The organism is Colwellia meonggei (assembly GCF_057537295.1).
The window spans coordinates 108,206-131,451 of record NZ_BAAJLZ010000006.1 but is presented as its reverse complement, the minus strand read 5'-3'; the positions used below and the strand labels follow the sequence as shown (position 1 = coordinate 131,451).

17 protein-coding genes and 1 other RNA gene are annotated in these 23,246 nt (G+C 39.3%); 8 read left to right on the top strand and 10 right to left on the bottom strand.

Annotation, left to right across the window (positions count from 1 at the left end; genetic code table 11):
* Positions 1–423: 423 nt before the first annotated feature.
* Genes AC27E9_RS14890 through AC27E9_RS14875 form a run of 4 tightly spaced genes read right to left on the bottom strand, consistent with a single transcriptional unit; the run spans position 424 to position 7,378 of the window.
* Positions 424–1,587: a cytochrome-c peroxidase gene (locus AC27E9_RS14890; RefSeq protein WP_487131503.1), complete on the bottom strand. Its 1,164-nt coding sequence runs from the start codon at positions 1,585–1,587 to the stop codon at positions 424–426.
* Between the two features lie 2 nt (positions 1,588–1,589).
* The gene (locus tag AC27E9_RS14885; RefSeq protein ID WP_487131501.1) at positions 1,590–1,826 is read right to left on the bottom strand and encodes a hypothetical protein; all 237 of its coding nucleotides are present in this window, start codon (positions 1,824–1,826) and stop codon (positions 1,590–1,592) included.
* An 8-nt stretch (positions 1,827–1,834) separates the two neighbouring features.
* A complete protein-coding gene (locus AC27E9_RS14880) occupies positions 1,835–4,582 on the bottom strand; it encodes a TonB-dependent receptor plug domain-containing protein (RefSeq protein WP_487131500.1) in 2,748 nt (915 codons plus the stop codon).
* Positions 4,583–7,378 (bottom strand): Ig-like domain-containing protein, encoded by a 2,796-nt coding sequence (locus tag AC27E9_RS14875; protein ID WP_487131498.1) that lies wholly within the window; start codon positions 7,376–7,378, stop codon positions 4,583–4,585. It lies immediately after the preceding gene.
* A 211-nt stretch (positions 7,379–7,589) separates the two neighbouring features.
* Here AC27E9_RS14875 and AC27E9_RS14870 point away from each other — a divergent pair, with 211 nt between their 5' ends.
* Together AC27E9_RS14870 and AC27E9_RS14865 are read left to right on the top strand one after the other, a co-directional pair.
* Positions 7,590–8,063, top strand: coding sequence for a DUF4920 domain-containing protein (locus tag AC27E9_RS14870; protein WP_487131496.1), 474 nt, complete (start codon positions 7,590–7,592; stop codon positions 8,061–8,063).
* Complete coding sequence (locus AC27E9_RS14865) at positions 8,063–8,632, top strand: PepSY-associated TM helix domain-containing protein (protein ID WP_487131494.1); 570 nt, start codon at positions 8,063–8,065, stop codon at positions 8,630–8,632. The genes AC27E9_RS14870 and AC27E9_RS14865 overlap by 1 nt, the downstream gene beginning before the upstream one ends.
* A 175-nt stretch (positions 8,633–8,807) precedes the next feature.
* Here the strand turns inward: AC27E9_RS14865 and rnpB are convergent.
* Positions 8,808–9,191, bottom strand: an RNA gene (gene rnpB / locus AC27E9_RS14860) — RNase P RNA component class A.
* A 63-nt stretch (positions 9,192–9,254) separates the two neighbouring features.
* Complete coding sequence (rsmI, locus tag AC27E9_RS14855; RefSeq protein ID WP_487131492.1) at positions 9,255–10,109, bottom strand: 16S rRNA (cytidine(1402)-2'-O)-methyltransferase; 855 nt, start codon at positions 10,107–10,109, stop codon at positions 9,255–9,257.
* A 137-nt stretch (positions 10,110–10,246) separates the two neighbouring features.
* On the opposite strand from rsmI, the gene AC27E9_RS14850 reads away from it, so the two are divergent.
* From AC27E9_RS14850 to dolP, 4 genes are read left to right on the top strand one after another with little or no spacing between them, the layout of a single operon-like run.
* The gene (locus AC27E9_RS14850; protein ID WP_487131491.1) at positions 10,247–12,034 is read left to right on the top strand and encodes a penicillin-binding protein activator; all 1,788 of its coding nucleotides are present in this window, start codon (positions 10,247–10,249) and stop codon (positions 12,032–12,034) included.
* Complete coding sequence (locus tag AC27E9_RS14845) at positions 12,021–12,395, top strand: YraN family protein (protein WP_487131489.1); 375 nt, start codon at positions 12,021–12,023, stop codon at positions 12,393–12,395. Before AC27E9_RS14850 ends, AC27E9_RS14845 begins: the two co-directional genes overlap by 14 nt.
* A 28-nt stretch (positions 12,396–12,423) precedes the next feature.
* A complete protein-coding gene (locus tag AC27E9_RS14840) occupies positions 12,424–13,014 on the top strand; it encodes a phosphoheptose isomerase (RefSeq protein WP_487131487.1) in 591 nt (196 codons plus the stop codon).
* A gap of 1 nt (position 13,015) precedes the next feature.
* Positions 13,016–13,588, top strand: a complete 573-nt coding sequence (dolP, locus tag AC27E9_RS14835; RefSeq protein WP_487131485.1) for a division/outer membrane stress-associated lipid-binding lipoprotein — start codon at positions 13,016–13,018, stop codon at positions 13,586–13,588.
* A gap of 229 nt (positions 13,589–13,817) precedes the next feature.
* Here the strand turns inward: dolP and AC27E9_RS14830 are convergent, their stop codons facing one another.
* Together AC27E9_RS14830 and mrcB are read right to left on the bottom strand one after the other, a co-directional pair.
* A complete protein-coding gene (locus tag AC27E9_RS14830; protein ID WP_487131483.1) occupies positions 13,818–14,249 on the bottom strand; it encodes a hypothetical protein in 432 nt (143 codons plus the stop codon).
* A gap of 188 nt (positions 14,250–14,437) precedes the next feature.
* Positions 14,438–16,798 carry a penicillin-binding protein 1B gene (gene mrcB, locus AC27E9_RS14825; protein ID WP_487131481.1) on the bottom strand — a complete coding sequence of 787 codons (2,361 nt, stop codon included), beginning with the start codon at positions 16,796–16,798 and terminating at the stop codon, positions 14,438–14,440.
* A 156-nt stretch (positions 16,799–16,954) separates the two neighbouring features.
* On the opposite strand from mrcB, the gene miaA reads away from it, so the two are divergent.
* Positions 16,955–17,863: a tRNA (adenosine(37)-N6)-dimethylallyltransferase MiaA gene (gene miaA, locus AC27E9_RS14820; RefSeq protein WP_487131479.1), complete on the top strand. Its 909-nt coding sequence runs from the start codon at positions 16,955–16,957 to the stop codon at positions 17,861–17,863.
* A 117-nt stretch (positions 17,864–17,980) separates the two neighbouring features.
* On the opposite strand, the gene exaC is transcribed toward miaA, so the two are convergent.
* A complete protein-coding gene (exaC, locus tag AC27E9_RS14815) occupies positions 17,981–19,501 on the bottom strand; it encodes an acetaldehyde dehydrogenase ExaC (RefSeq protein WP_487131477.1) in 1,521 nt (506 codons plus the stop codon).
* A gap of 121 nt (positions 19,502–19,622) precedes the next feature.
* On the opposite strand from exaC, the gene AC27E9_RS14810 reads away from it, so the two are divergent.
* Positions 19,623–20,534 (top strand): AraC family transcriptional regulator, encoded by a 912-nt coding sequence (locus tag AC27E9_RS14810; protein WP_487131475.1) that lies wholly within the window; start codon positions 19,623–19,625, stop codon positions 20,532–20,534.
* Between the two features lie 46 nt (positions 20,535–20,580).
* Here the strand turns inward: AC27E9_RS14810 and hrpB are convergent, their stop codons facing one another.
* Entirely contained in the window at positions 20,581–23,145 is a 2,565-nt protein-coding gene (gene hrpB, locus AC27E9_RS14805) for an ATP-dependent helicase HrpB (protein ID WP_487131473.1), read from the bottom strand.
* Positions 23,146–23,246: the final 101 nt, after the last annotated feature.

The window sequence follows — 23,246 nt, the reverse complement described above, 5'->3', positions numbered from 1 at the left end:
TTTTGAATTAACCTCTAAGAGATACTGGGCAGCAAATATTACTATCAATACTGATGGTAAAATTATCCCGCACGTTGCAACTTACATTCAACAGGAGAGGATAGTCATGAAGAATACTTTTGGAAAAGGAAATGGCTATCGTTTCACCATCGAAGTAATAGGTAACGAAGGAAAATAAGGCGAAGATAAATCAAATCAAACGTTAACATTTGGGCTGGACAGCAGATGAGAGCTATTTACCACAATGCCGATATTAAAAAGTACAGTGAAAGTAGCACTTAAAACAGATACCTAAATACTCACCTTACTTTATTTAATGTAAGAAGTTCTACAAATTAAAAGGCTGTAAGTAAACTTCAGCCTTTTAATATTCAACAAAGTCCTTTCATATTAACAAACAAGAACCTAACTATGGAAAGCCTATTACTTGAGGTATTTATGTGGCGAGTCTAACGCTGGAGGCGCAGTAATCGCCTGTAAAAATGCTACCAGTGCTTCTATTTCATCATTCGTTAAGCGTAAAGGTTGCAATAACCTCGATGTCTGAGGAGATAATGGATCATTAATATCTTTTTCAATCAAAACGCCGCCGGCATCATAGAAATTGAGTAACCCTCTCATATCAGCAAATAAACCATTGTGCATCCAAGGCTTTGAGTTTAATACACCTCGCAAGCCTGGTGTTTTAAATTTACCAACATCACTGGCTTGCTTGGTATAATGATAACGACCTAGGTCTTGATACTCTCTTTTATAATAGGTTAACCCCAAATTATGAAATTTTTCATCCGAAAAGGTTGAACCATAATGACAGTTCATACAGCGTGCTTTCGTGCGAAATAAATGTAAGCCAAAAATCGCTTTATCTGACATAGCTGCTCGGTAAATATTTTGAAGCTTTGCTGTTTTTTGCTGTGAAGCTAATAAAAATCGATCGAAGTCACTACGTCTAGAGGTCAACGTTCGTTGATACGTTGCCAATGCCATTGCTATTTTTTTTGCAGTGACCTCTTCGTTACCAAAGGCTGACTTAAATAACAAAGCGTAGTCAGGTTCTTGTGCTATTCTCGCTTCTAATTCAGGAAGCGTAAAGTTCATCTCAAGCGGGTCTTGAATTGGCATTAACGCCTGTTGTTCTAACGTTTTCGCTCTGCCATCCCAAAAGAAGCTATCACCATAAGCAACATTTTCAATTGCAGGCGCATTTCTTCTGCCCGTTTGTCTGTTGTGCCCGAACGAAGTTCTTTTTCCATCTGCCCAGCCTAGGTCGCGGTCATGACAACTTGCACAAGCAATTTGCTTTGAACGAGACAATTTACCATCATGAAACAATCGCTTTCCAAGTTGGTATTTTTCCAATGTAAAAGGGTTGTCACTGGGAAATAGGACTGGCTTCAACAGTCCTATTTCATCAGCATTAACGTCTTCGTCCACTTCGGCTTTCGGCCAAAGGTTTTGAGGCTGGCTATACGCTGCTCTCAAGGCGTCAAAATCTACCGAAGCACAAGTATAACTAGTAAAAACAAGTGCTATAACAACTGTTTTTACTAGCGTAAAACGCCTAGCAAAAGGTTTGCTAGTTATCATAATTATTGACTAAAGGTTAGTGTATTACCTGTAGAGTCCATACTGACTAACATCGTGGCTTCTTGTAATTGTTTATCACCTTTTACTGTCCAACATTGTGACTGTTTTCGCGCCATCGCTTGCTTTAATACTGGCTGATAATAATTCGCTAAGCGCATAAACTCACCAGAGTTTATATCGTTTTCTGCGTTGTAACAAAACTGTCCTAAGCTAACACTTGCTGCTAATAATATACTCATAATATCTCCTAATGATCATAACTTATGCCCAGCCAAAACCGTCTTCCTAATTCTAGGCCGGTAGTGAATGGGCTTACTTGATAGGTGCGTTTATTCAATAAATTTTCACCATCAAAACTTAAGGTAATGCTGCTATCATCAGACAAGGTCCAATTATAACGAACACTACCACTTAATAACCAAAACGCCGGGCGCTTTGATAAACGATAAACTGGGTATTCTCTTTTATTTGGCGCACAGCCATCGCAAATTGATTTGGCTTCTTTAATTGAATTAACTTCGCCGGTAGGATAGATGGCGTCTTGCTTGCCATTAAATCGTGCATATGCTGACAATTGCCAGTTTTGCCAATTGGCCGCCCAACTAACATTGGCAATAATTGGCCGATTAGCGTCTTGTCGTTCTAGATTAATGTCATGGCGTGTAACCAGTGTATAATTAGCTTTTAATTCACCTTTATCATTTGCCTCATCAGTGCGCAAAAACACCAATTCTTTATCATCGTAACTATAATTTAAGGTTTCAGTGTTTTCGCCATTACTTTGACCCGGAATGGTGGTGTTACCATCGAAGTTTTTACGGCTGGTTTTATTACTAGCCCGTGACAAGTTAAACTCAACATGTTGATTCTGGTATTGCGCCATCCACGACAATGACCAACGCCTATAATCACTAGAGCCATCGTTACCGGCATATAAAATTGCCTCACCATTTTCGTTGTAACCTTTAATGCGGTTAATTGCGTCTTTGTTGGCTCTGTTAATCCACTTCAGTTCAACAGTACCGCCAAACAAAGGCTGCCTGTATGCCGCCGTTAGCTCGTCACTAAACGGTGTTTTCGTACCTTTATATTCATACCTATAACCGCTCGTTAACAATGCTGCCTGCCATTTCTGCGGGCGATTGTTTAATGTTGAGCGCACTTCGTTATGCACAGGTTGCATCGCTTGATTTAATTTATAGTCAGCTAAGTCACTTTGATAATATCGATTAGCGCCAACAATAAATTGGTAATTATCAATAAATTCATAACTCAAACGCAGTCTTGGCGCGACATTATGGTTTTTAAAAAAATCATTAAAGTCATAACGAACACCCGCGGAAAGTTGTATATTTTCAACGCTAATATCATCTTCTAAATACATTGAAAAATATGCAATATCAGCTTGCGCACGAGATTTAGGTGATACTTGTCGCAATTGAAAGTATTGCCCGGTCGTTAATAAGTTATCTTGATAAAGCGCAAAATCTGCTGGCTGCGTCAAATCTAGCGGCCTACCTAATTCTGCTTCAATTTCTTCCAGTGGCCTACTAAAGCTTGTTTCAATGCAATCGTTAATATAACCATTGCAGTGAATGTCAGGTGAGACTACTGCGCCGTTATAAACCACAGAATCTTCTAAGCGATCAAAAACCGTTTGTTGATGTTCAAGTTGATAACCAAATGACAGCTCATGTTCGCCCAATCCCTGCAAAATATTTGGCAAGGTGTAGTCTTGTTTAAAGCTATAGGTATTTTGTGTTTTCTCGATATCGCCATAGCCCCCCTCTAAACTTGAGGTGGCTCCATCATAATTGCCCCAACTTTTACCCGGTGCACTTGCCCATATAAACCAGTCAGACCCAGTATTTTTGCTATTTTGACTTTGGCGCCAATCAAACTGGGTGTCCATATAGCCCCATTGACGATCCGCCTGCCATTGCGCAAGTATAGATTGCCCACCGCCATCAACATCGTAGTCGCTATTAATGGCATTAACATCAAAATACTGTCCTTGATAAGGCGCGTTTAAATAGCGAAAAACCAACTCATCTTCAGGAGTAACGCTATAGTGATATTTTATCAAAGCGTTATAATTAGTTTGTGTTTGTAAGCGTAAGTTACCTAACTGATTAAGTGATTCTTCAGACTTTAATACTTGAACTTGAGCAACAATACCGCTGTTGTCAGTTAACGGCATTGACAAATAAGCGTTAAAATCCTGCTTATTAAAGGTTGCGGTATCGAGTATTTCACCGCCGTCAAAATCAGGTGCATAAAACTTGTGATATTCAACAAATTCATCAGCAGTTTGACGATAACTAAAGCCAAAATGAGTTTTACTGCCAGCCGTTTGTGTTTTCGCTAACACTAAACCACCCGAAAACTGACCATATTTAGCAGGAATATTACTGTCGTAAACTTCAAGTTGGTCTAAAATTTTCACATTAACGAAAACTTCCTGGCTATGCCCAGGTACGTCATGTGCTAAATTGGCACCACTTTGACCACCACCTGTACTGAGTCGCGAGTTATTACTCACGCCATCAATTTGATAACCCGACTGATAACCTTGCGCGCCAGAAATAGACACTTCACTCGGTTTAATGTTGGTAACTTGGTTTGCAGCATAGGCTGATTCACCAAATTGCACACCAGGCAAAATACCCAGCACATCATTTAAATTACCGTTACCAAATAAGTATTCTCTGAGCATTTGTTTATCTAGGGTATACACCCCTTCTGCCGAGGTTGATATCGGTGTGATATTCCTCCCAATAACTTCGATATGCTCTATATCATCACAATTTTCATCATTTTTATTACAGGTATTAGGTTTATTGGTAACAATGTCCTTATCGTTACTTGCGCTAACAGTTGCTGTCGGCGTTGCTTTATTGTCTAAAGTAAGGTCCTTAACATTTAGCGTTTGTGAGTGGGCGATTGGCATGGCCAGCAAAATGCTGACCATGCCTAGCAATGAATAAAGCTTCATTTATTGCTGAGTTTCGTCTAATGGATAAGCATCTAATTCGTCATTAACGCCGTCATTATCGCTGTCTTCATCAAGTGAAATTCCAGCGTTTGCAATATCGTCTTCAGTGGCTGCGCCAAGGAAGAAGTTCGCTTTACCGTCACCGTCGGTATCAACACTGGCCACTAAGGTTTGTTTAAAGTGATCTTGAACACTTAAACTATTTGCCACTTCAGTAATAATGGATTCTTTTTCCACCACGCCCAGTGCTTCATTGTTTGCAAGTTCAAGCGCTTTATCATGCTCTCCTAAACGCATATATTGATTAGCATAACCAGCTAAGTAGGTCAGTTTTTGCTGGTCGGCACCTTCAGAAAGTTCTGCTAAGCGCTCATCAATGACTTTATTCCATGCAGCATACGCTGCTTCTTTAATCTGAGGATAGTCAGTAAGAATGCCAGCTTGCTTTTCAATAGCATTAAGATAGTCAGAATAATCAGAATCACTTCTGCTACCATAATTAAAAAATTCAGCCGTTTCTTGGCCCACTTCTTCAACTAATTGAGTACTTTCAAGCAATGCCAATTGCGCAATTGCGCGATCATAATATGCTTGCGCCTGTGTAAAATCACCACCTTGGGTTAGCGCCATACCAACACTTTGCAATCGCTCTGTTAACGTTGCATAGTACTGAGTATCTATATTGTTAATATTATTTTCTATATTGCTAAGCAATGTCGGAATCTCATCACTAATATTTAAATTATTAGCAAATACTAAAAATCGTGAGTGTGCTCTAATTGCTTCATCAATTTCAACATCACTGCCATCAGTGCCTTGGGCATAATGGTTCTTAGCAATGTTAATACAGATATCAATAGTGGTTTGAGCTTGTGTCTTATAACTTGCCTCATCAGTTAATCGATGTAACTCAAGAAACTCTTCTACCACCATCTGACAACCAGTTTGGCCAGTAACAAATGCCTCTGTATCAAGATTTTGTGCTATATATTCAGGGGTGTTGAGCACTTTCAGCCCTTCCGAAAGGAACTTTTCGGCAGCAACATAATTACCTTGCTTGCGCAAATAAATAGCGCCGCCAGGGTTACTGGAATTAAACGCTGTTAAGTTGGTAAAATGATTTCTTAATTTACTGGCATCCTTTTCAGCAATAACCAGTTCAAGTGCAGCATTTTTATCTGCCATATTACGCACTCGCGCCATTAATAAGGCATCTGCAGCATCTTGCGAGGCAAATCCTCCCCAAAAGCTACCTTCCGGAAAAGCAGACAAAATCGGCTCTAGCGCTGCATCAGGGTAAAGTACAACGAAGTTTTTTATAATGTCATATAAACCATACTCATATTCAACACGTGTAACTTCTGCATATTCATTTGGTGTTCTAGGGTAATTATCATCAAGACCCACTACACCATATAACGCTAACGTATCGTGTATCACTTCTTTAGCGTTATCAAAATCATTTAGCTCCATATAGAAGTCGGTTACGTAAGACAAAGCCACTTGGCGAATACTGTAATATGGCTTACCTTCATTGCCATTACGGTCATTACCAACAAAACCATTGCTAATAAAATTCGCATAAGTGTGTAAGCGCGCAGTCATAGAGCTTGCAAGATCTAAATCAGCTTGTTTTTGACTGTATTGCCATTTTTCAACTGCTGTTTCAACTAAACGGCTATACGAAAAATAGGTTCGTAAGGCGCTCGTGGTGCTGTTATCATCAAGCGCTGTGGCAAATAATAAATCTAAAATCCCTAAAACTTGCTGGGCTTTGTCTGTATCTCCCACAGCTTGGTAACTTTGTGATAAATCTTGAAAAAATATCGCATCATCACTGCCAAATGTAGTGATACCTTTAGAGGCTACATATTGCGTATATAGCGTATTTGCCAACGTTCTATATTCATCAGCTTTTTCGACTAAACCCAATGCATTATATTTAAATGAAACATCTAACAGCGTACGTGCGCGCATTTCATCACGAACAATTTGCTCTTCACTGACTAATCGCGTCACTTGTTCAGTTAAGCCTGCTTCAGCATAGCCAACCGCTAAATTATTAAAAACTAAACCTTGGTTAATATCGTTATTTAACGAGGTAATATGTTGTTCTGCTTGCTTTAAGTGCGAACGCTCATTGGCATAGTAATAATATGATCTATCTGCATTAGTGGCTAAACTCGCTTTAATGGTTAATTCTTTGGTTAGCTCGCCGCCATTACCGTCGCTAATCAATACCGTAAAGCTATCATTTACATCAATTAACGCCTGAGGTTTATAAGTAACTTCACCCGTTATTGCATCAATGGTTAAATCACCATTTTTAGTTGTTGCGGTTATGGAAAAACTTAGGGCATCACCGTCAATATCTGTTGCCGTGATAAGCCCCTTTTTAGTTTCACCACCAGAAACTAAAACCTCGGTAGCATTAACTTCTGGAATATCATTCACAGCTTCAACAGAAACATTTACCGTGACAGCAACGGTTTCATCACCATCTGTTGCGCTAACTTGAAAGCTATCTTGACCATTAAAATTAGGATTGGGTTGGTAATTAATGACGCCCGTTGAGTTATTAATATCGATCGCTGCATTGGCTGATGCATTCGCTAAACCGTATGTAACGGCTGTTTTGTCGGTTGCAACAACTGTTATTGTTGTTGCTTGATCTTCAGTTGTCGCTAACTGATAACTTGCCTGTTCGAAAACTGGCGCTTGATTGCTGCTTGAGCCACCGCCACAAGCAGCTAATGCTGTCGCAGTTAGTAAAATTAAAGCACTATTTTGTTTCATGATGTCTTCCTTAAAAAATGCGAACCGGATCTTAATGCTAACGATTCTCATTTGCAACTGATAAAATAAAAGATTATCATGCGCTGGTAAAAATTAGTTAAATCAAGCTATTTAGTACGAAATAACGGGGGGTAAACTTCCTGTTCAGTGCCAAATAAATTCTAATTTTAACTAACTTTGTAATTAACTTAATCGCAACAAGGTAACAAAAATGTCACGACTTAAAATCTCTTTTTTCATACTGTTAAGCGCTTTCTCCACAGCAATAAATGCCCAAGCCGCAGAGCAAAAATTTGGCGACGGAGCGAACATGAAACAACTCGTCGAAATATCAGAAGTTTTGGCCTCTCCTAATAAGTTTTTAGACACTCCCATAACAGTTGAAGGCAGTATCGTTAAAGTGTGTAAAAAGCGTGGCTGCTGGGTGGAATTAGCGTCTGACAAGAAGTTTCAATCCTTGCGCATTAAGGTGCGAGATGGTGACATGGTATTCCCAATGACAGCATTGGGGAAAACCGCCTACGCAACTGGAAAACTGCAGGCATTGCCGCTTAGCTTGGCGCAGTCTAAAAGATATTTAGCTTACACAGCACAAGAGCAACAAGAAGCGTTTGATGTAAATTCCGTTACAGAAGCGATTACGGTTTACCAAGTATTACCTACAGGTGTCACTATTGCAGACTAATGGCTATTAAAATAAATTGGTTTAAGTTAAACCGCAGTTTGCACCGAGATATTGGTTATTTTTGCATTGGTTTAACATTAGTTTTTGCCATATCGGGCATAGCGCTCAATCATGTTGATGACTGGAACCCTAACTATCAAGTAACGCAAGAAAAATACTTTATCGACGATCTTCAAGGCAAAATTGATACTGAAAATTTTGAAGTATGGTTACTAAAACAACTTAACATTGACGCTCAAATTAAAGCGAGATTTTGGCAGTCGCCGAAGCAATACAAGCTGTTTACCAAACAAAACCATACTCTGATTATTGACACTGACGAGAATAGTGTAATTTTACAGAAGATATCACCACGTTTCTTATTAAAAAGTTTCAATTCTTTGCACCTAAATGAAGCTAAAAGCGCATGGACATATTATTCTGATTTTTATGCTGTGATGCTTATTTATTTAGCAATATCAGCATTGTTTATGGTGAAAGGTAAAAAAGGGGTTAAAAGCTTTAGAAGTTTATTGGTAGTTGCAGGTTTTCTTTTGCCTGCTGCTTTTGTTATAGGCTATTCATATTAATCATTAAAACCTTAGTACAAAGTAAACTTTAGGTTTATTAGATAGTTTTAGTGTTATAGTTCGCAAATACCTAATGTAAAAAATTACCTAGCACCAAAATTTAAGCCATTGAAAAAAAGAATCATTTACAGGGATAAAATAGAAAACCCTCGCATTACTGCGAGGGTTTGTAGAATAAGTGAGTTGACGCATAAGCCGGGTTTTGTATCTTTCAAAGAAAGTGACAATCATTCGTCTAGGCTATAAATCGCTCTATAGCTCAAGCAACCTACCCGGTTTCAACGCGAGCCACGCCATATGAAACCCTATTTGGTCTTGCTCCGGGTGGAGTTTACCCTGCAATTACTGTTACCAGCAATCCGGTGCGCTCTTACCGCACCCTTTCAGCCTTACCTGTTCCGCAAGCGGTCATCGGCGGTCTTCTCTCTGCTGCACTTGTCGTCGGCTCACGCCGCCCAGGTGTTACCTGGCACCCTGCTCATTGGAGCCCGGACTTTCCTCCCCTTCATCTGTCTACCCGAAAGTACAACGATGAAGCAGCGATTGTCTCGTCAACTCGGGGCGCATTCTACGTGATATTACCAAGCTTTAAAAGCGCAACGCGACTATATTCAGAAGTATCTTAAGAATCTTTCATTGCCAAGGCATATTCATATAGGGCATTTTTCTTCACGCCATGAATTTCCGCCGCGATTGCACAAGCTTTTTTAGGCTTCATTTCAGATAATAGTAACTTTAATGTTGCTACAACATGGGCAGGAATATCATTTGGGTCAACTTTATGCCCTTCAATTATCAGTACCATTTCACCTTTTAGCTGATTTGGATCTTCTTGTAGCCAAGCCAATAAGTTTTCAGCACTGTCAGAATGAATGGTTTCAAAGGTTTTGGTTAATTCTCTAGCCATCACTACATAGCGCTCGCCACCAAGGGTTTTAACAATATCAGCCACGGTATCAATAGCGCGGCGTGGGGCATCATAAAACACCATAGTACGTGTTTCGTTAGCTAATTCGGTTAATGTTGCTTGCCGAGCACCAGACTTTGACGGTAAAAAGCCTTCAAATGTAAACCTGTCTGTAGGCAAACCAGCAACGGAAAGCGCAGAAATAGCAGCACATGCGCCAGGAATAGGTGACACACTTAACCCCAGTTGTCGGCAATGGCGCACTAAATGAAAACCTGGATCGCTAATCAGTGGTGTGCCCGCATCTGACACTAACGCGACACTTTTTCCTTCTTGTAATAGTGAAGAAATTTGCTCTTGCCGCTGTCGCTCATTGTGATCATGCATCGACATTGTTCTGTTTTTAATACTAAAAGCAGACAATAACCGCTGAGTATGTCGGGTATCTTCACAAGCAATAACATCAACATGAGCTAATACATCTAATGCTCGTTGGCTGATATCAGCTAAGTTGCCAATTGGAGTGGCAACAATATAAAGAGTACTGGGCTGAATAATTTGTTCCGACATATTAAAATACTTGTGTTGAGACTGAAGAGGATGAAGTTTATTATAAAGCTATCTTAAAAAGTACGGATTTCTTAACTTTGATAATGACAAATTGTTTTTCAGCTCGAAAAAGTACACTTATAACCATAATTAGCTTGATGGTTTTAGCTAGTTGTTCAACAACGAAACCAAGCAAGCCCGGAAAAGTACTCCCCAAAAAAGCCGAAATCATAGAAACTGTTAAGACAACATTTAGCGCTGATGAACTAGTCGCGCAAGCTATTACTCAAGAAAACAACCAAGCGGTAAATACCTTTATACAAGCCAGCTCATTATATCTAGTAGAAGCTAAGCCTCATAAAGCATTGTGGTTAGCAACTCAAACCAAACCTTTAACTCAAAGCCTACTAAATCAATATCATTTGGCTGTGATCAGTGCGCAAAGCCTATTAGCATTAGAGCGCTTTGACAAAGCGCAAGAAGCACTTAACAATGCTAATGAAATAAAGAAAAATATAACGAACTCACATAGTTTTGACTACTATCAAACACTCGCTGTAGTGCAATTAAAACGCAATTTACCAATAGCAGCTCTAGACGCAAGCTTAAGAGCATTTGCAAAGAATCTCGATGCAACAAACGCTGATATTGAGATAATTTGGCAGCAACTATGCCAATTATCTCAATGGCAGCATCAACAATTACGAAAAATGGCGGCACCGAACGTTGATGGCTGGAGCAAACTACTGACATTCGCCAACAAATTTGGTGATGACAATGCTCGTCTGAAACACTATTTAGTCCAGTGGCAGCGTGATTTTAGCACCCACCCGGCACAAGTTATTGTTGCACAATTACAACAAACACAAGCAACACTTATTAATGAAAATAATAATGTTGCGGTCATCATTCCGCTATCGGGAAAACAGGTACGTGCCGGTAAAGTAGCTCAACAAGGCGTATTGGCTGCATATAATAACAATACTGCGAAAATACATTTCATCGACTCAAACAACTTAGAGATGGCAACACTAGCGACTAAATTAGAAGAGCTAAATATTGATTATGTTATTGGTCCGCTACTAAAAGAGAATGTTAAAAATTATTTAGCGCAAACCGACATTTTAACACCAACATTATTACTTAATCTGCCAGGAAATATCGTGTTAAAGCCACACCAGGTAGCATTATCTATGCGTCCGGAAGATGAAGCTATACAGGCTGCCACTACCTTAAGCCGTCAGCAATACCAAAAGCCACTTATTTTAAGCCATCAAGACAAAGCGAGCCGTCGTATTGCTCAAACTTTTAGTCAGCAATGGCAACATATCACTGGGCAGCAACCTGAAACGGTATTTTTTAATGGCGACGCAAAAATGCAGAATCAGCTTAAAGCTAGCCTCAGTGTTGATGCAAGCCAAGAACGAACGAAAGAATTAAATAGCCGTATTAAGTATTCAATTAAAAGTGAGCTACGCAATCGCCGCGATATTGATATGATTTATATTGTCGGCATGCCGTTAGAAACTAAATTACTGAAACCTTACATTGACGTTAATACCAGTCCATTTGCTGATATTATCCCGATATATGCTAGCTCTCGAAGCCATAGTGCTAAAAATGATAAAAGCGATAATCGCGACTTATCTGGCTTAGTATTTACCGAAATGCCATGGCAATTATCGGGAAAACAACAAAATAAAGCATTAGCCGCACAAGCGAAAAAGCTATGGCCAAACCGCAGCGATAGTTTACAAACTATTTTTGCCATGGGTTTTGATAGTTTAGCGCTGGTCGATAAACTTTCTGCCATGAAAGATAAAACTTATCTTAGACATTATGGTCAAACCGGCATATTACAGTTAGCAGACAACAATATATTAAAACGCAGTTTGGTTTGGGGTAAATACAGCCGAAACAAGGTGCAAGAAATTGCCATCGACTAATGATGAGAGTTCAATTTCAATAGGAAAAGTGACCGAGCAATTAGCGGCCAACTTTTTAGAGACGCAAGGGCTAGTATTAAAAACGCGTAATTTTCATAATCGTCGTGGTGAACTCGACCTGATTATGACCGAAGCAGACACTTGGGTGTTTATTGAAGTAAAATATCGCCAACATTCACACTTTGGCGGTGCTATTTCTGCCATTTCTGCTTCAAAACAGCAAAAAATTAAACAATGTGCAGCATATTACCTGCAACAAGCAGGATTAAATGAATATAATACCAGCTGCCGATTCGATGTTATTGCCTTGCAAGGTAATATCAACAACCCAGAGATTACTTGGCTGAAAAACGCCTTTTGATGAATAAAACAACGGAGCTACATCCAATATGTTAGAACGGATAAAAAGCAATTTTACTGAAAGTATTCAAACTAAAATTGCCGCAAGCGAACTTTTGGCTGGGCCAATAGAACAAGCGGGCATGATCATGGTACAGAGCCTACTTGCTGGCAACAAAATTTTAGCTTGTGGTAACGGCGGCTCAGCAGGCGATGCTCAGCACTTTTCTGCAGAATTACTTAACCGCTATGAAACAGAGCGTCCGCCACTACCTGCAATTGCCTTAACGACCGATAGCTCAACAATCACTTCCATTGGTAACGACTATCATTTTGATGAAATATTTTCTAAACAAGTGCGAGCTTTAGGTAATAATGGTGACGTGCTGTTGGCTATTTCAACCAGTGGTAACTCTCGCAACGTAATAAAAGCAATAGAAACAGCCGTTTCTCGTGATATGCCAATTATTGCGCTAACTGGCGGTGACGGTGGCGATATTGCTGGTTTATTAGGTGAAAATGACGTTGAAATTCGCGTGCCATCAAGCCGCACAGCACGTATTCAAGAAGTACATTTAGTGGTTATTCACTGCCTATGTGACATTATTGACACCACACTATTTCCACAAGCCGAGGACTAGTATGTCAGTAAAATCATTATTAAGTGTTGTTGCAGTTGCAGCACTTTTGCAAGGCTGTGTAGCTGCTGCAGTTGTTGGGGTTGTTGGCGGCGCGAGCGTTGCGACAGACAATCGCTCTTTAGGTAATCAAATTGATGATCAGAAAATCGAAATAGATGCTCATGCAAAACTCGCTGCAAGTGAAGCCCTAAGTGATAACACAAATTTACAAGTAGTCAGCGTAAATGGAAGTGTCTTGGTTGTTGGTCAAGCACCTAACAGTTACCTGCGTGATCAAGCAATTAAGATACTTAATGACATCAATGGTGTTAAGCAGCTTCACAATCAAATTCGCATCAGCAATACCACTGCATTTACCACCAAAACTAATGACGTTTGGCTAACATCTAAAGTAAAAACAGCATTATTTAGTAGTGATGAATTAGATGCCACAAATATTAAGGTAGTCACCGAGAACGGTGAAGTATTTTTAATGGGCTTAGTCACCAAGTCGCAAGCAAATAATGCTGTTGATATTGCTCGTAATGTTGGTGGTGTAAATCGAGTATTTAAAATATTTGAGTATATTGATTAACACAAAATAACCCAACAAAATTAAAGATGTCCGTGGCAAAAAGCGATGAAGTATTGAGATTTTTTGAAGCAGAAACTGACAGTTTTTACTGACTATGACATACTGTTCTTCTTGAACATCACCATTTATTCACATCCTTGTGACCATGGTATACTGTTCGTCCTGAACATAAAAAAAGCAAACCATAGGGTTTGCTTTTTTCATTCTGTCATATTAATTTTTTACACACCTAATAATTAGGCTCACCCTCAAATAAGTTACTCACTTCTTGCTGTTTATCTGATAATAATTCTTGCTCTAACCACGTCAATGCCTGCTGCCAACCAAGCTCTAAACCCGAAAACAATTGGCTATTCCAATTATCGTGAGCACGCTTTTCATTAAGCTCTTCAACCAGAGTTTTGCATTCATCGGTATAATATACGAATGCTATTGCTTTTAACCCCTGATATGAACCGATAGATAACTGAGCTTCATAACTATAAGAATACTCATTAATACGGTTTATCAACATGCCGAAGTCGCCAAAAATATGAGCTTTAAAAAAGTCATCACACTCTTCAATCATTTCAAGTGATAATTCAACACCATCATCAATACACACTTCAACAATATTTTCAGCAAGTAAAGTAAAGTAACCAAAACTCAACCTATGTTTCATTTGCCCTCTCTAACTAGGTAATAGAATGGATATTTCCTTTACTGCAGCATTGCTTCCTTTGCTATTTTTATTAACAACCTTGTAAATTTAGCTACCTATTAACCATAGGTTTATTAGCTAACTTATTCAAATGCTCATATGCTAAAGCTGAGCAATTATTGCTTTAGTGCATTGAATTAATTATTAAATTATTCTCCAAATATTTTTTCAAACCATGATTTCTTTTTCTTAGGCTGCGTTGCATCGCGTTCACATTGCCCTTGGTATATTAAGCCGTTGGTTACCGCTGGTAAAAGTTGAGAATTTGCACACTCTTGACTTACCGCTCGGCCACTTTTGTTGTCAAAATGCACTAACTCCACACTTTCGGGTATATCAGCGTGCCTACTAGTTGCACCAGCTCTTTTCATAAAATCAGCAAATAGCACTAATGCACCACTACTACCGGTTAGTTTTGTCGGCTTATTATCATCCCGGCCTACCCAAGTGGTTACTAAAAGTTCATTATCATAGCCAACAAACCAACTATCACGTTGCTCATTGGTGGTGCCAGTTTTACCCGCCAGGGTTTTATTTTTCAAACGCCATGATAATGATCGAGCGGTGCCTGAAGCTGTTACTTTAGTCAACGCATAATCAAGCAAGTAAGCCGCTTGCGTCGACATTAACTGTTGTGCTTGATCTTCAAATAACCATAAGGTTTCCCCTTTGGCGTTAACCACGCGCTCAATTGCATGCGACTGCTGACCTGAGCCGTAATTAGCCAATGGTAAATACAGTTGATTTACCTCCATTGGCGACATATTTAACGCACCTAACAACATCGAAGGACGCGTAACAATGTCACCCGAGTAGCCTAACAAATGAATTGCTTGTGCAATATTGTCTAGCCCAAGTTCCATACCTAAATTTACAGTTGGAATATTTAAACTAGAAGATAATGCGTCCACTAAATGCACTTGACCTCGATACTTGCCATCATAATTCTTTGGCGTCCACGCTTGTCCATCTTCACTTGACAGAGTGATTGCTTTGTCATCAATTAAGCTGGCTAAATTAAAGCGCTGGTAACGCTCTAATGCCGCCAAATACACAGCCGGTTTAATTAATGAACCTATCGGCCTTTTGGCATGTAAGGCTCGATTAAAACCAGCATACCCGGCTTCCTTACCTCCCACTAAAGCGCGAACGCTACCGGTACTGAAGTCTGAAACCACCATAGCTACTTGTAACCCAGAGCCTGTTTGTTTTTCTAAAAGTGGCATTTGTTGGTCGATGCTAGATTGAATTGCCAATTGTTGAGCAATTGAGAAACCGGTAAAAACTCTTACACCTGATTGCTGCTCATATTCAGATAAGTGTCGAGATAGCTCCGCTTTTACCAATTGTAAATAAGAAGGAAATTTTTGCTGTGCTAGTCGACGTTGCTGACGAATAGATAACGGCGACTCAACTGCACGTTCAAATTCAGCTTGAGCGATAATTTCTTGCTGATACATTAAACGCAACACTAGATCTCGGCGCTTTAATGTACGCTCGGGAAAGCGCCAAGGGTCATAATAGCTTGGCCCTTTAATTTGCCCGATAAGCATCGCCATTTGTTCGGTATCTAGTGATTGAATAGATTTACCAAAATAAAACTCTGCCGCCAAACCAAAACCATAAATACCATTAGCGTAATGCTGTCCTAAATAAACTTCATTAATATAGGCTTCAAGGAGCTGATCCTTGCTATATCGATACTCTAAAATTAACGACATTATCGCTTCGTTGACTTTACGCCATAGCGTTTTATCGCGAGTCAAAAACATATTTTTAACTAGCTGCTGTGTTAACGTACTACCACCTTGAACCGTTCTGCCAGCTTTTATGTTTTGATATAGTGCTCGTAAAATACCTAATGGTGACACACCGTGGTGAAAATAAAAGTCACGGTCTTCGACAAGTAACAAGGTATCCAATAACTCTTCAGGCACCGCTTGTAAGGAAACTAAAACACGATCTTCTTTGCTTTCCGGCAATATCCTATCGAGCAACATTGGCTCTAATACAACCTGCTCGACCTTGTTACCATTTATATACAATTGCTGAATATGCTCATTGGCTATATCAATAGTGATGTTTTGGCTTTCTTCAATGCCATTACCAAAGTCAAACGCACGCCGAAAAATGATCGCGCGTGTCGCCGATAATGCAAACTCACCAGGGCGTTGCACCTGAGTCACTTTTTTATAGCGATTTGCCACAAGCGCCTGCTTTAAGTTAGTTAGTTTTAACTTACTGCCTAGGCGATACTGCTCAATTTGGCCATATACCTGCACCGGCACTTGCCAGCGCTGCCCTTCAAACTTATTACGCACCTTACTATCAAGATAAATGCTGTACAAAAAAATAACAAAAACCATCAGTAGCATCATTTTTAAGATAAAAAACAATGACCACCGACTAAAGCGACGAATGCGGCTTGGCGTATTATCAGCCACCTTTTTTGAAGATGATTTTTTAGTTGTGCGTGTGGCTTTTGTTTCAGACTTCTTTCTTGGAGACATGCGTGAGTTTGATCTATCTATAATTTACTAGTGAGGGTGTATATTAATCTAGCAGACAGCATATCCCTAGTGAAAATTTTAGCACTTGAATAGGCATTAGATTTTATTTAACGATATAATACGGCCTATTTTCTCTTCAATATCATTAGGTAAATCATGTCTGCATTTAACATGTTAGTAGTGCTAGGCTCAACAGCATCAGGAAAAACAAAACTTGCGGTCGAATTGGCAAAACTGTTGAATGGAGAAATAATCTCGGCAGACTCTCGACAAGTATATCGGGGTTTAGATATTGGCAGCGGCAAAGATCTTGATGAGTACCAAGACATTAAGCATCATCTTATCGACATTGTTGATCCCGGTTACGAATACAATATTTTCGATTTCCAAAAAGACGTAATTAATGCCTACCAAAACATTAACGCCAAAAATAAACTCGCAATTATGGCTGGCGGTTCAGCATTATATGTAGATTCAATTTTGAAAGGTTATCGCCTGATTGAAGTACCAGAAAATATAAAGCTTAGAGCATCATTATCAACACTTTCTCATCAAGCTTTAGTGGAAAAGCTAATCGCTTTGAAACCAAATCTGCACAATACTACTGATATTATTGAACGCGAACGTCTAGTAAGAGCTATTGAAATTGCCCAAGGCGAACTTGATGCAAAAGATACAATAAACGACTTTCCTAGGTTAACTCCATTAATATTTGCTATAAAATGGCCAAGAGACGTTATTCGACAACGTATCACTAAGCGCTTAAAAGAACGTATGGAACAAGGGTTAATTGAAGAGGTTGCAGAATTGCATCGCCAAGGGGTAAGTTGGGAAACACTCTATTTTTATGGGTTAGAATACCGTTTTATTGCCCAACATTTACAGGGAAAACTATCCCAAAATGACTGTTTTCAAAAACTCAACTCTGCCATTCACCAATTCTCTAAAAAACAAGACACTTGGCTAAGACGTTTGGAACGCAATGGCACTAAAATTCACTGGTTAGATGGTGAGCAAGATATTTTATCGCAAGCCATGGCAACTATTGTGCGAACAAACAATTAGCAAGCACTAGCAAACTTCTGCAACGATAATTCTTTTCGACAAAAACGGGTAAACAGAGCGTTGATAAATATTCGCTCTGTTTACCATAATTAATAAAGCTAACTAATAATGTTTATATTAGAAAAAGCCCAGAGGATTAACATCATAACTTACCAATAAGTTTTTGGTTTGCTGGTAATGCTCTAATGCCATTTTATGGGTTTCACGGCCAACACCTGACTTTTTATAACCACCAAATGCCGCATGTGCAGGGTACATATGATAACAATTAGTCCAAACCCTACCCGCCTGAATTTTGCGTCCCATACGATAGGCTAAATTCATATCCCTAGTCCAAACGCCGGCACCTAGCCCAAACTCAGAACTATTTGCTAACTCCAGTACTTCGGCTTCGTCTTTAAATGTCGACAATGAGATTACCGGGCCAAAAATTTCTTCTTGGAATACCCGCATATCATTAGTGCCTTTTAGCAAAGTTGGTTGAATGTAAAAGCCATTTTGGTGCTCATTATCAAGTTGCTCAACATCACCACCTAACAGAACCTCCGCACCTTCTTCACGACCAATAGCGATATAGCTCATAATTTTATCAAATTGCTCTTTAGAGGCTTGCGCACCTACCATAGTATCGGTATCAAGTGGATTACCACGCTTAATCGCTTTCGAGCGCTCTATCACTTTCTCAATAAATTGCGGATAGATATCTTCATGAACAAAAACCCGAGACGGACAAGTACACACCTCACCTTGGTTAAAGTAAGCTAATACCATTCCTTCAATACATTTACTTAAATACTCGTCTTCTTGATCCATTACATCTTTGAAGAAAATATTCGGCGATTTACCGCCAAGTTCAACTGTAGACGGAATAATATTCTCAGCTGCACATTTTAATATATGAGAGCCAACAGGCGTTGAGCCAGTGAAAGCAATTTTAGCAATGCGAGTACTCGTAGCAAGTGCTTGTCCTGCTTCATTACCAAAGCCATTAACAATGTTTAATGCGCCAGCAGGCAGTAAATCACCAATTAATTCGGCCAATACTAGAATAGACGCAGGCGTTTGTTCTGCCGGCTTTAATACCACACAATTGCCCGCCGCCAACGCAGGAGCAAGCTTCCATGCAGCCATCAAAATAGGGAAATTCCATGGAATAATTTGCCCAACTACACCTAAAGGTTCATGAAAATGATATGAAACCGTATTTTCATCTAAATCACCTATAGAGCCTTCTTGTGCTCGTAAACAACCAGCAAAATAACGAAAATGATCAACTGCCAGCGGAATATCAGCCGCTAATGTTTCACGTACTGCCTTACCATTATCCCAAGTTTCAGCAATGGCCAAATATTCAATATTTTGTTCAATTTTGTCTGCTATTTTCAATAAAATATTTGAGCGTTCGGTTACCGAAGTAGCACCCCATTGCTCTTTAACTTTATGCGCTGCATCTAGGGCAAGTTCGATATCTTTTTCTGTAGAACGGGGGATTTGGCAAAAAACTTCACCATTTACCGGACTAATATTATCAAAATATTGCCCTTCAAATGGTTCAAGCCATTGGCCACCAATAAAATTTTGGTAGCGGGCTTTAAAATTTATCAACGCGCCATCGGTGCCAGGTGCTGCATAGATCATAAGACTTTCCTATAGTTGTATTTTTAGTCAATTGTTATTACCTTAGTAGAATAAAAAATTTCAACTATGCAATAAGTTCAAAAAAGTTGACTGCCAGTACATATATAAAAAGGGCGCGAAAATGATTAAGGAAGTATTAGCAAAGCAACGCAAAAATCCAAAAGTTTTAGTTGAAAACAAAATAAGCTTTGCTGGCCCCGAAACAGAGTTAAGTATTTACGATACCTTTGAGCAGGCAAATCGAGTCCAATTAAAGTCAGATCAATTATTATTTTGCGGCATGGTTTCAGGTAAAAAAGTTATGCATGACGATACCGCTAGCTATGAAAGCGAATTTCTTCCGCATGAATCTTTTGTTATGGCTCCTAACCACCAAGTAGAGATTGATTTTCCCGATGCAAGAATTGATCAACCCACCACTTGTTTAGCCATTGAAATATCTTTAGAGCGTATCAACAATATTGTTGATCGAATAGAACAGTCAGCGCCTTTAGCATCAGAGTATGGACAATGGCAATATCACCAACACCTAGTGCATACTCATCATAATGCGCAAACACAAGCATTGTTGAATAGAATCGTTCAAATTTATACTGAAAATCATCAAGATAGAAATTATATGATTGATTTAGCGATATCTGAGTTGACCGTGAGATTGTTACGTCATCAAACTCGCGGTTTTATAATTTCCCATAGTGAGCAATCACCTGATTGCAACGGTTTAAACGCAGCGCTCCACTTTATTAATCAAAACTTAGCTACCAATATTGATATCGAACAATTATGTAAAATAGCCTGTATGAGCCGAACTAAGTTCTTTCTGCAGTTTAAAACTCACTTAGGTTGTACACCTGCCGCATACCAACAACAAGAACGATTAAAAAAAGCAGCTAGTATGATTAAGCAAGGATATCAAATTACGCAAGTTTGCTTTGAACTAGGTTTTACCAATGCCAGTCACTTTAGTCGCTGCTTTAAACAGTTTTTTAGTTTAAGCCCAAGTGCTTTTAAAAGTCGCCACTTAAGTAGTTAATCAGACCCAGCCTAATACACTTTCCCCTACGCAAAATAGCTAGCAGTTAGCCTTTTATATGACGTTTGGTTTTGCGTGTTGCCTCGGCATTTGCTGGGTCGTTTGGCCAGAAGTGTTTGGGGTATTGTGCTTTCATATCTTTTTGCACTGCTTGGTAACTGCCCTGCCAAAACGCTACTAAGTCTTGAGTTACTTGAATAGGCCGTTTAGCTGGCGATAGTATTTCAAGGATTAAAGGAACTTGGCTGTTATTGCTAATATCACCAACAGTAGGGGTTACAGTAACACCATATAATTCCTGCATGGGCAGAGATACTATTGGCGCTTGCTCTAAACTATAGCGAATAGTGCATTTACGCCCAGTAGGGCCAACAAAGTATACTGGCGCAAGTTGTTTAAATTTTTGCTGTTGTTGGTAACTCAGCTGATTAAACAATAATTCTGAAAAATTCAATTTATCGAGTTGATTTTTACTCGTTATGTCCGATAAATATGGTCCCAACCATTGTTCCAATTGAGACAATAAAAACTCTTCATCAACCACTGGAAATTCTATATGCTGTTGCGTGCTATTTAGCCAACGCCAACGCAATAATAGTTGTTCAGTTTTTTCGCCAAGCTTTAACCAACTCAAACCTTTCTTTCTAATTTGCTGACACCAGCACGCCACTAATAACTCAGGAGGCACATTTTGGCTAGTATTCTCACTTTTAATCACCAGTGCCCCTAACACTTGCTGATTAGCAGAAACAATCCGATTAAGTTGCTGGTCAAAATGTAAATGAGTGTTGCTTTCCGTACTAACTATACCCCATTTCAGAGCTTGCACTAAGTTAAATTCAGCAGCTAAAGTAACAGTTAAACCGTGTTGTTTTTGAAATAGTTGTACCGCAACAATATAACTTTCACTCGCTAAAGCATCGACCTCATTTACCACCACGCCTTTACCGTAAGCTGTTAAATAGTGGCCTTGATTATTGCGTTTTTTTGCAATTCTTTCTGGATATGCATGCACCAATATCAACCCACAATGCTGAATAGGTAGTTCATTGCTTGCAAGGCAAAAATGTTGAGTCGACTGAGTTTGCTTTTGTTGTTGGAGGGTTAATCGAAACAAACGTTGTGCCTGCTGGATTATACGTTGATGATTGCCCTTTTTAGGCTGTCGGCAAAGCTGCATAACTCGATGAGCAATATCACAATCACCAAAACGTTGCTCAGCATTAAAAATATCTCGCTCTTCCAGCAGAGCAGCCAATAAACAAGCTAAAGATAATAAATGACTAATTGTTTGTTGCTGCTCCAAGTATTGTGATCTTAACAGCATTTTTGCAAACCGAGGGTGACACGGAAAGCTAGCAACTTGCTTACCGTCTGTAGTTAATTGCTTCTGCGTAGACAATAACCCTAGTGAAATTAGTTCTTGCCATGCTAATTGTTCACGTTTCTCGTCCGGTATTTCCACCATAGGTAGCTGCATGCATTCGTTAGCTCCCCAGCGAGCTAACTCCATTAACATTGGTAACAAGTCTGCTTGCTGAATTTCGCTAACGCTCTGTTCATTTCTACGCTGAAAATCATCATTACTATACAAGCGGATACAATGCCCTGCTTGTAATCGCCCAGCACGACCGGCGCGCTGAATTGCCGATGCTTTTGCAATAGTTCGTTGAGTTAATTTATTACTTAGCGTTTGATTATCATAAATGGCGACATTTTCCAGGCCTGAATCAACGACTAAATTAACACCTTCAAATGTTAAACTGGTTTCAGCAATATTGGTCGCGAGTACCAACTTATGCTGCCCTCTTGGCGCTGGTGCAATTGCCTGTTGTTGCTGGGAGAGGGATAAGTCACCATAAAGAGGGCACAGCAACATAGAGTCAGGTATGCAATTTAATAAATTCTCAGCCAAGTAACGAATATCACCGGTGCCGGGAAGAAACACTAAAATTGAGCCTTGGTGTTGATTAACCAAAGACTTCAGCACTGTTAATGTATGTTCTCGCCATAACCGTGCACTCGACGGAGCTTGGTAACTTATATCAACAGGGTAGCTGCGGCCTGCACTTTCAAGGCAAACAGCTTCTGGTAGCTGAGTTTTAATTTCCTCTGTTGCTAAAGTAGCAGACATTAATAAAATTTTTAAATCATCACGTAAGCCTAATTGCACATCTCGAGTTAAAGCAAAGGCTAAATCTGCATTAAGTGAACGCTCGTGAAATTCATCAAACACCACTAATCCACAATCGGCTAATTCCGCATCATGCTGAATAATTTGCGTTAATATTCCTTCGGTAATAACCTCTAAACGGGTATTTTTTGAAACTTTACTTTCATTACGCAATCGGTAACCAACCGTATCTCCAACTTGCTCTCCCAATTGCTTTGCTAAGTAACAAGCAATATTTTTAGCAGCAATTCGCCTTGGTTGTAATAGATAAATTTTACTACCCGATAAACTATCGAGATCTAAAAGCCATAGCGGTAATCGTGTTGATTTACCCGCGCCAGGAGGTGCAGTTAATAGCAAGGTTTGGTGATTTTTTAACGCTGAAATTACATCACTTTTAATATCATCAATAGGCAAGTTTTTAGCCGAAGACGTCATAGTTTTCTTTAGTTTATTAACATTATTTTCTTATTAGCGACATATTATCACATCACGCATTAACGTTACTAAAGTCTTACCGATTGAGTTAATACGATAAA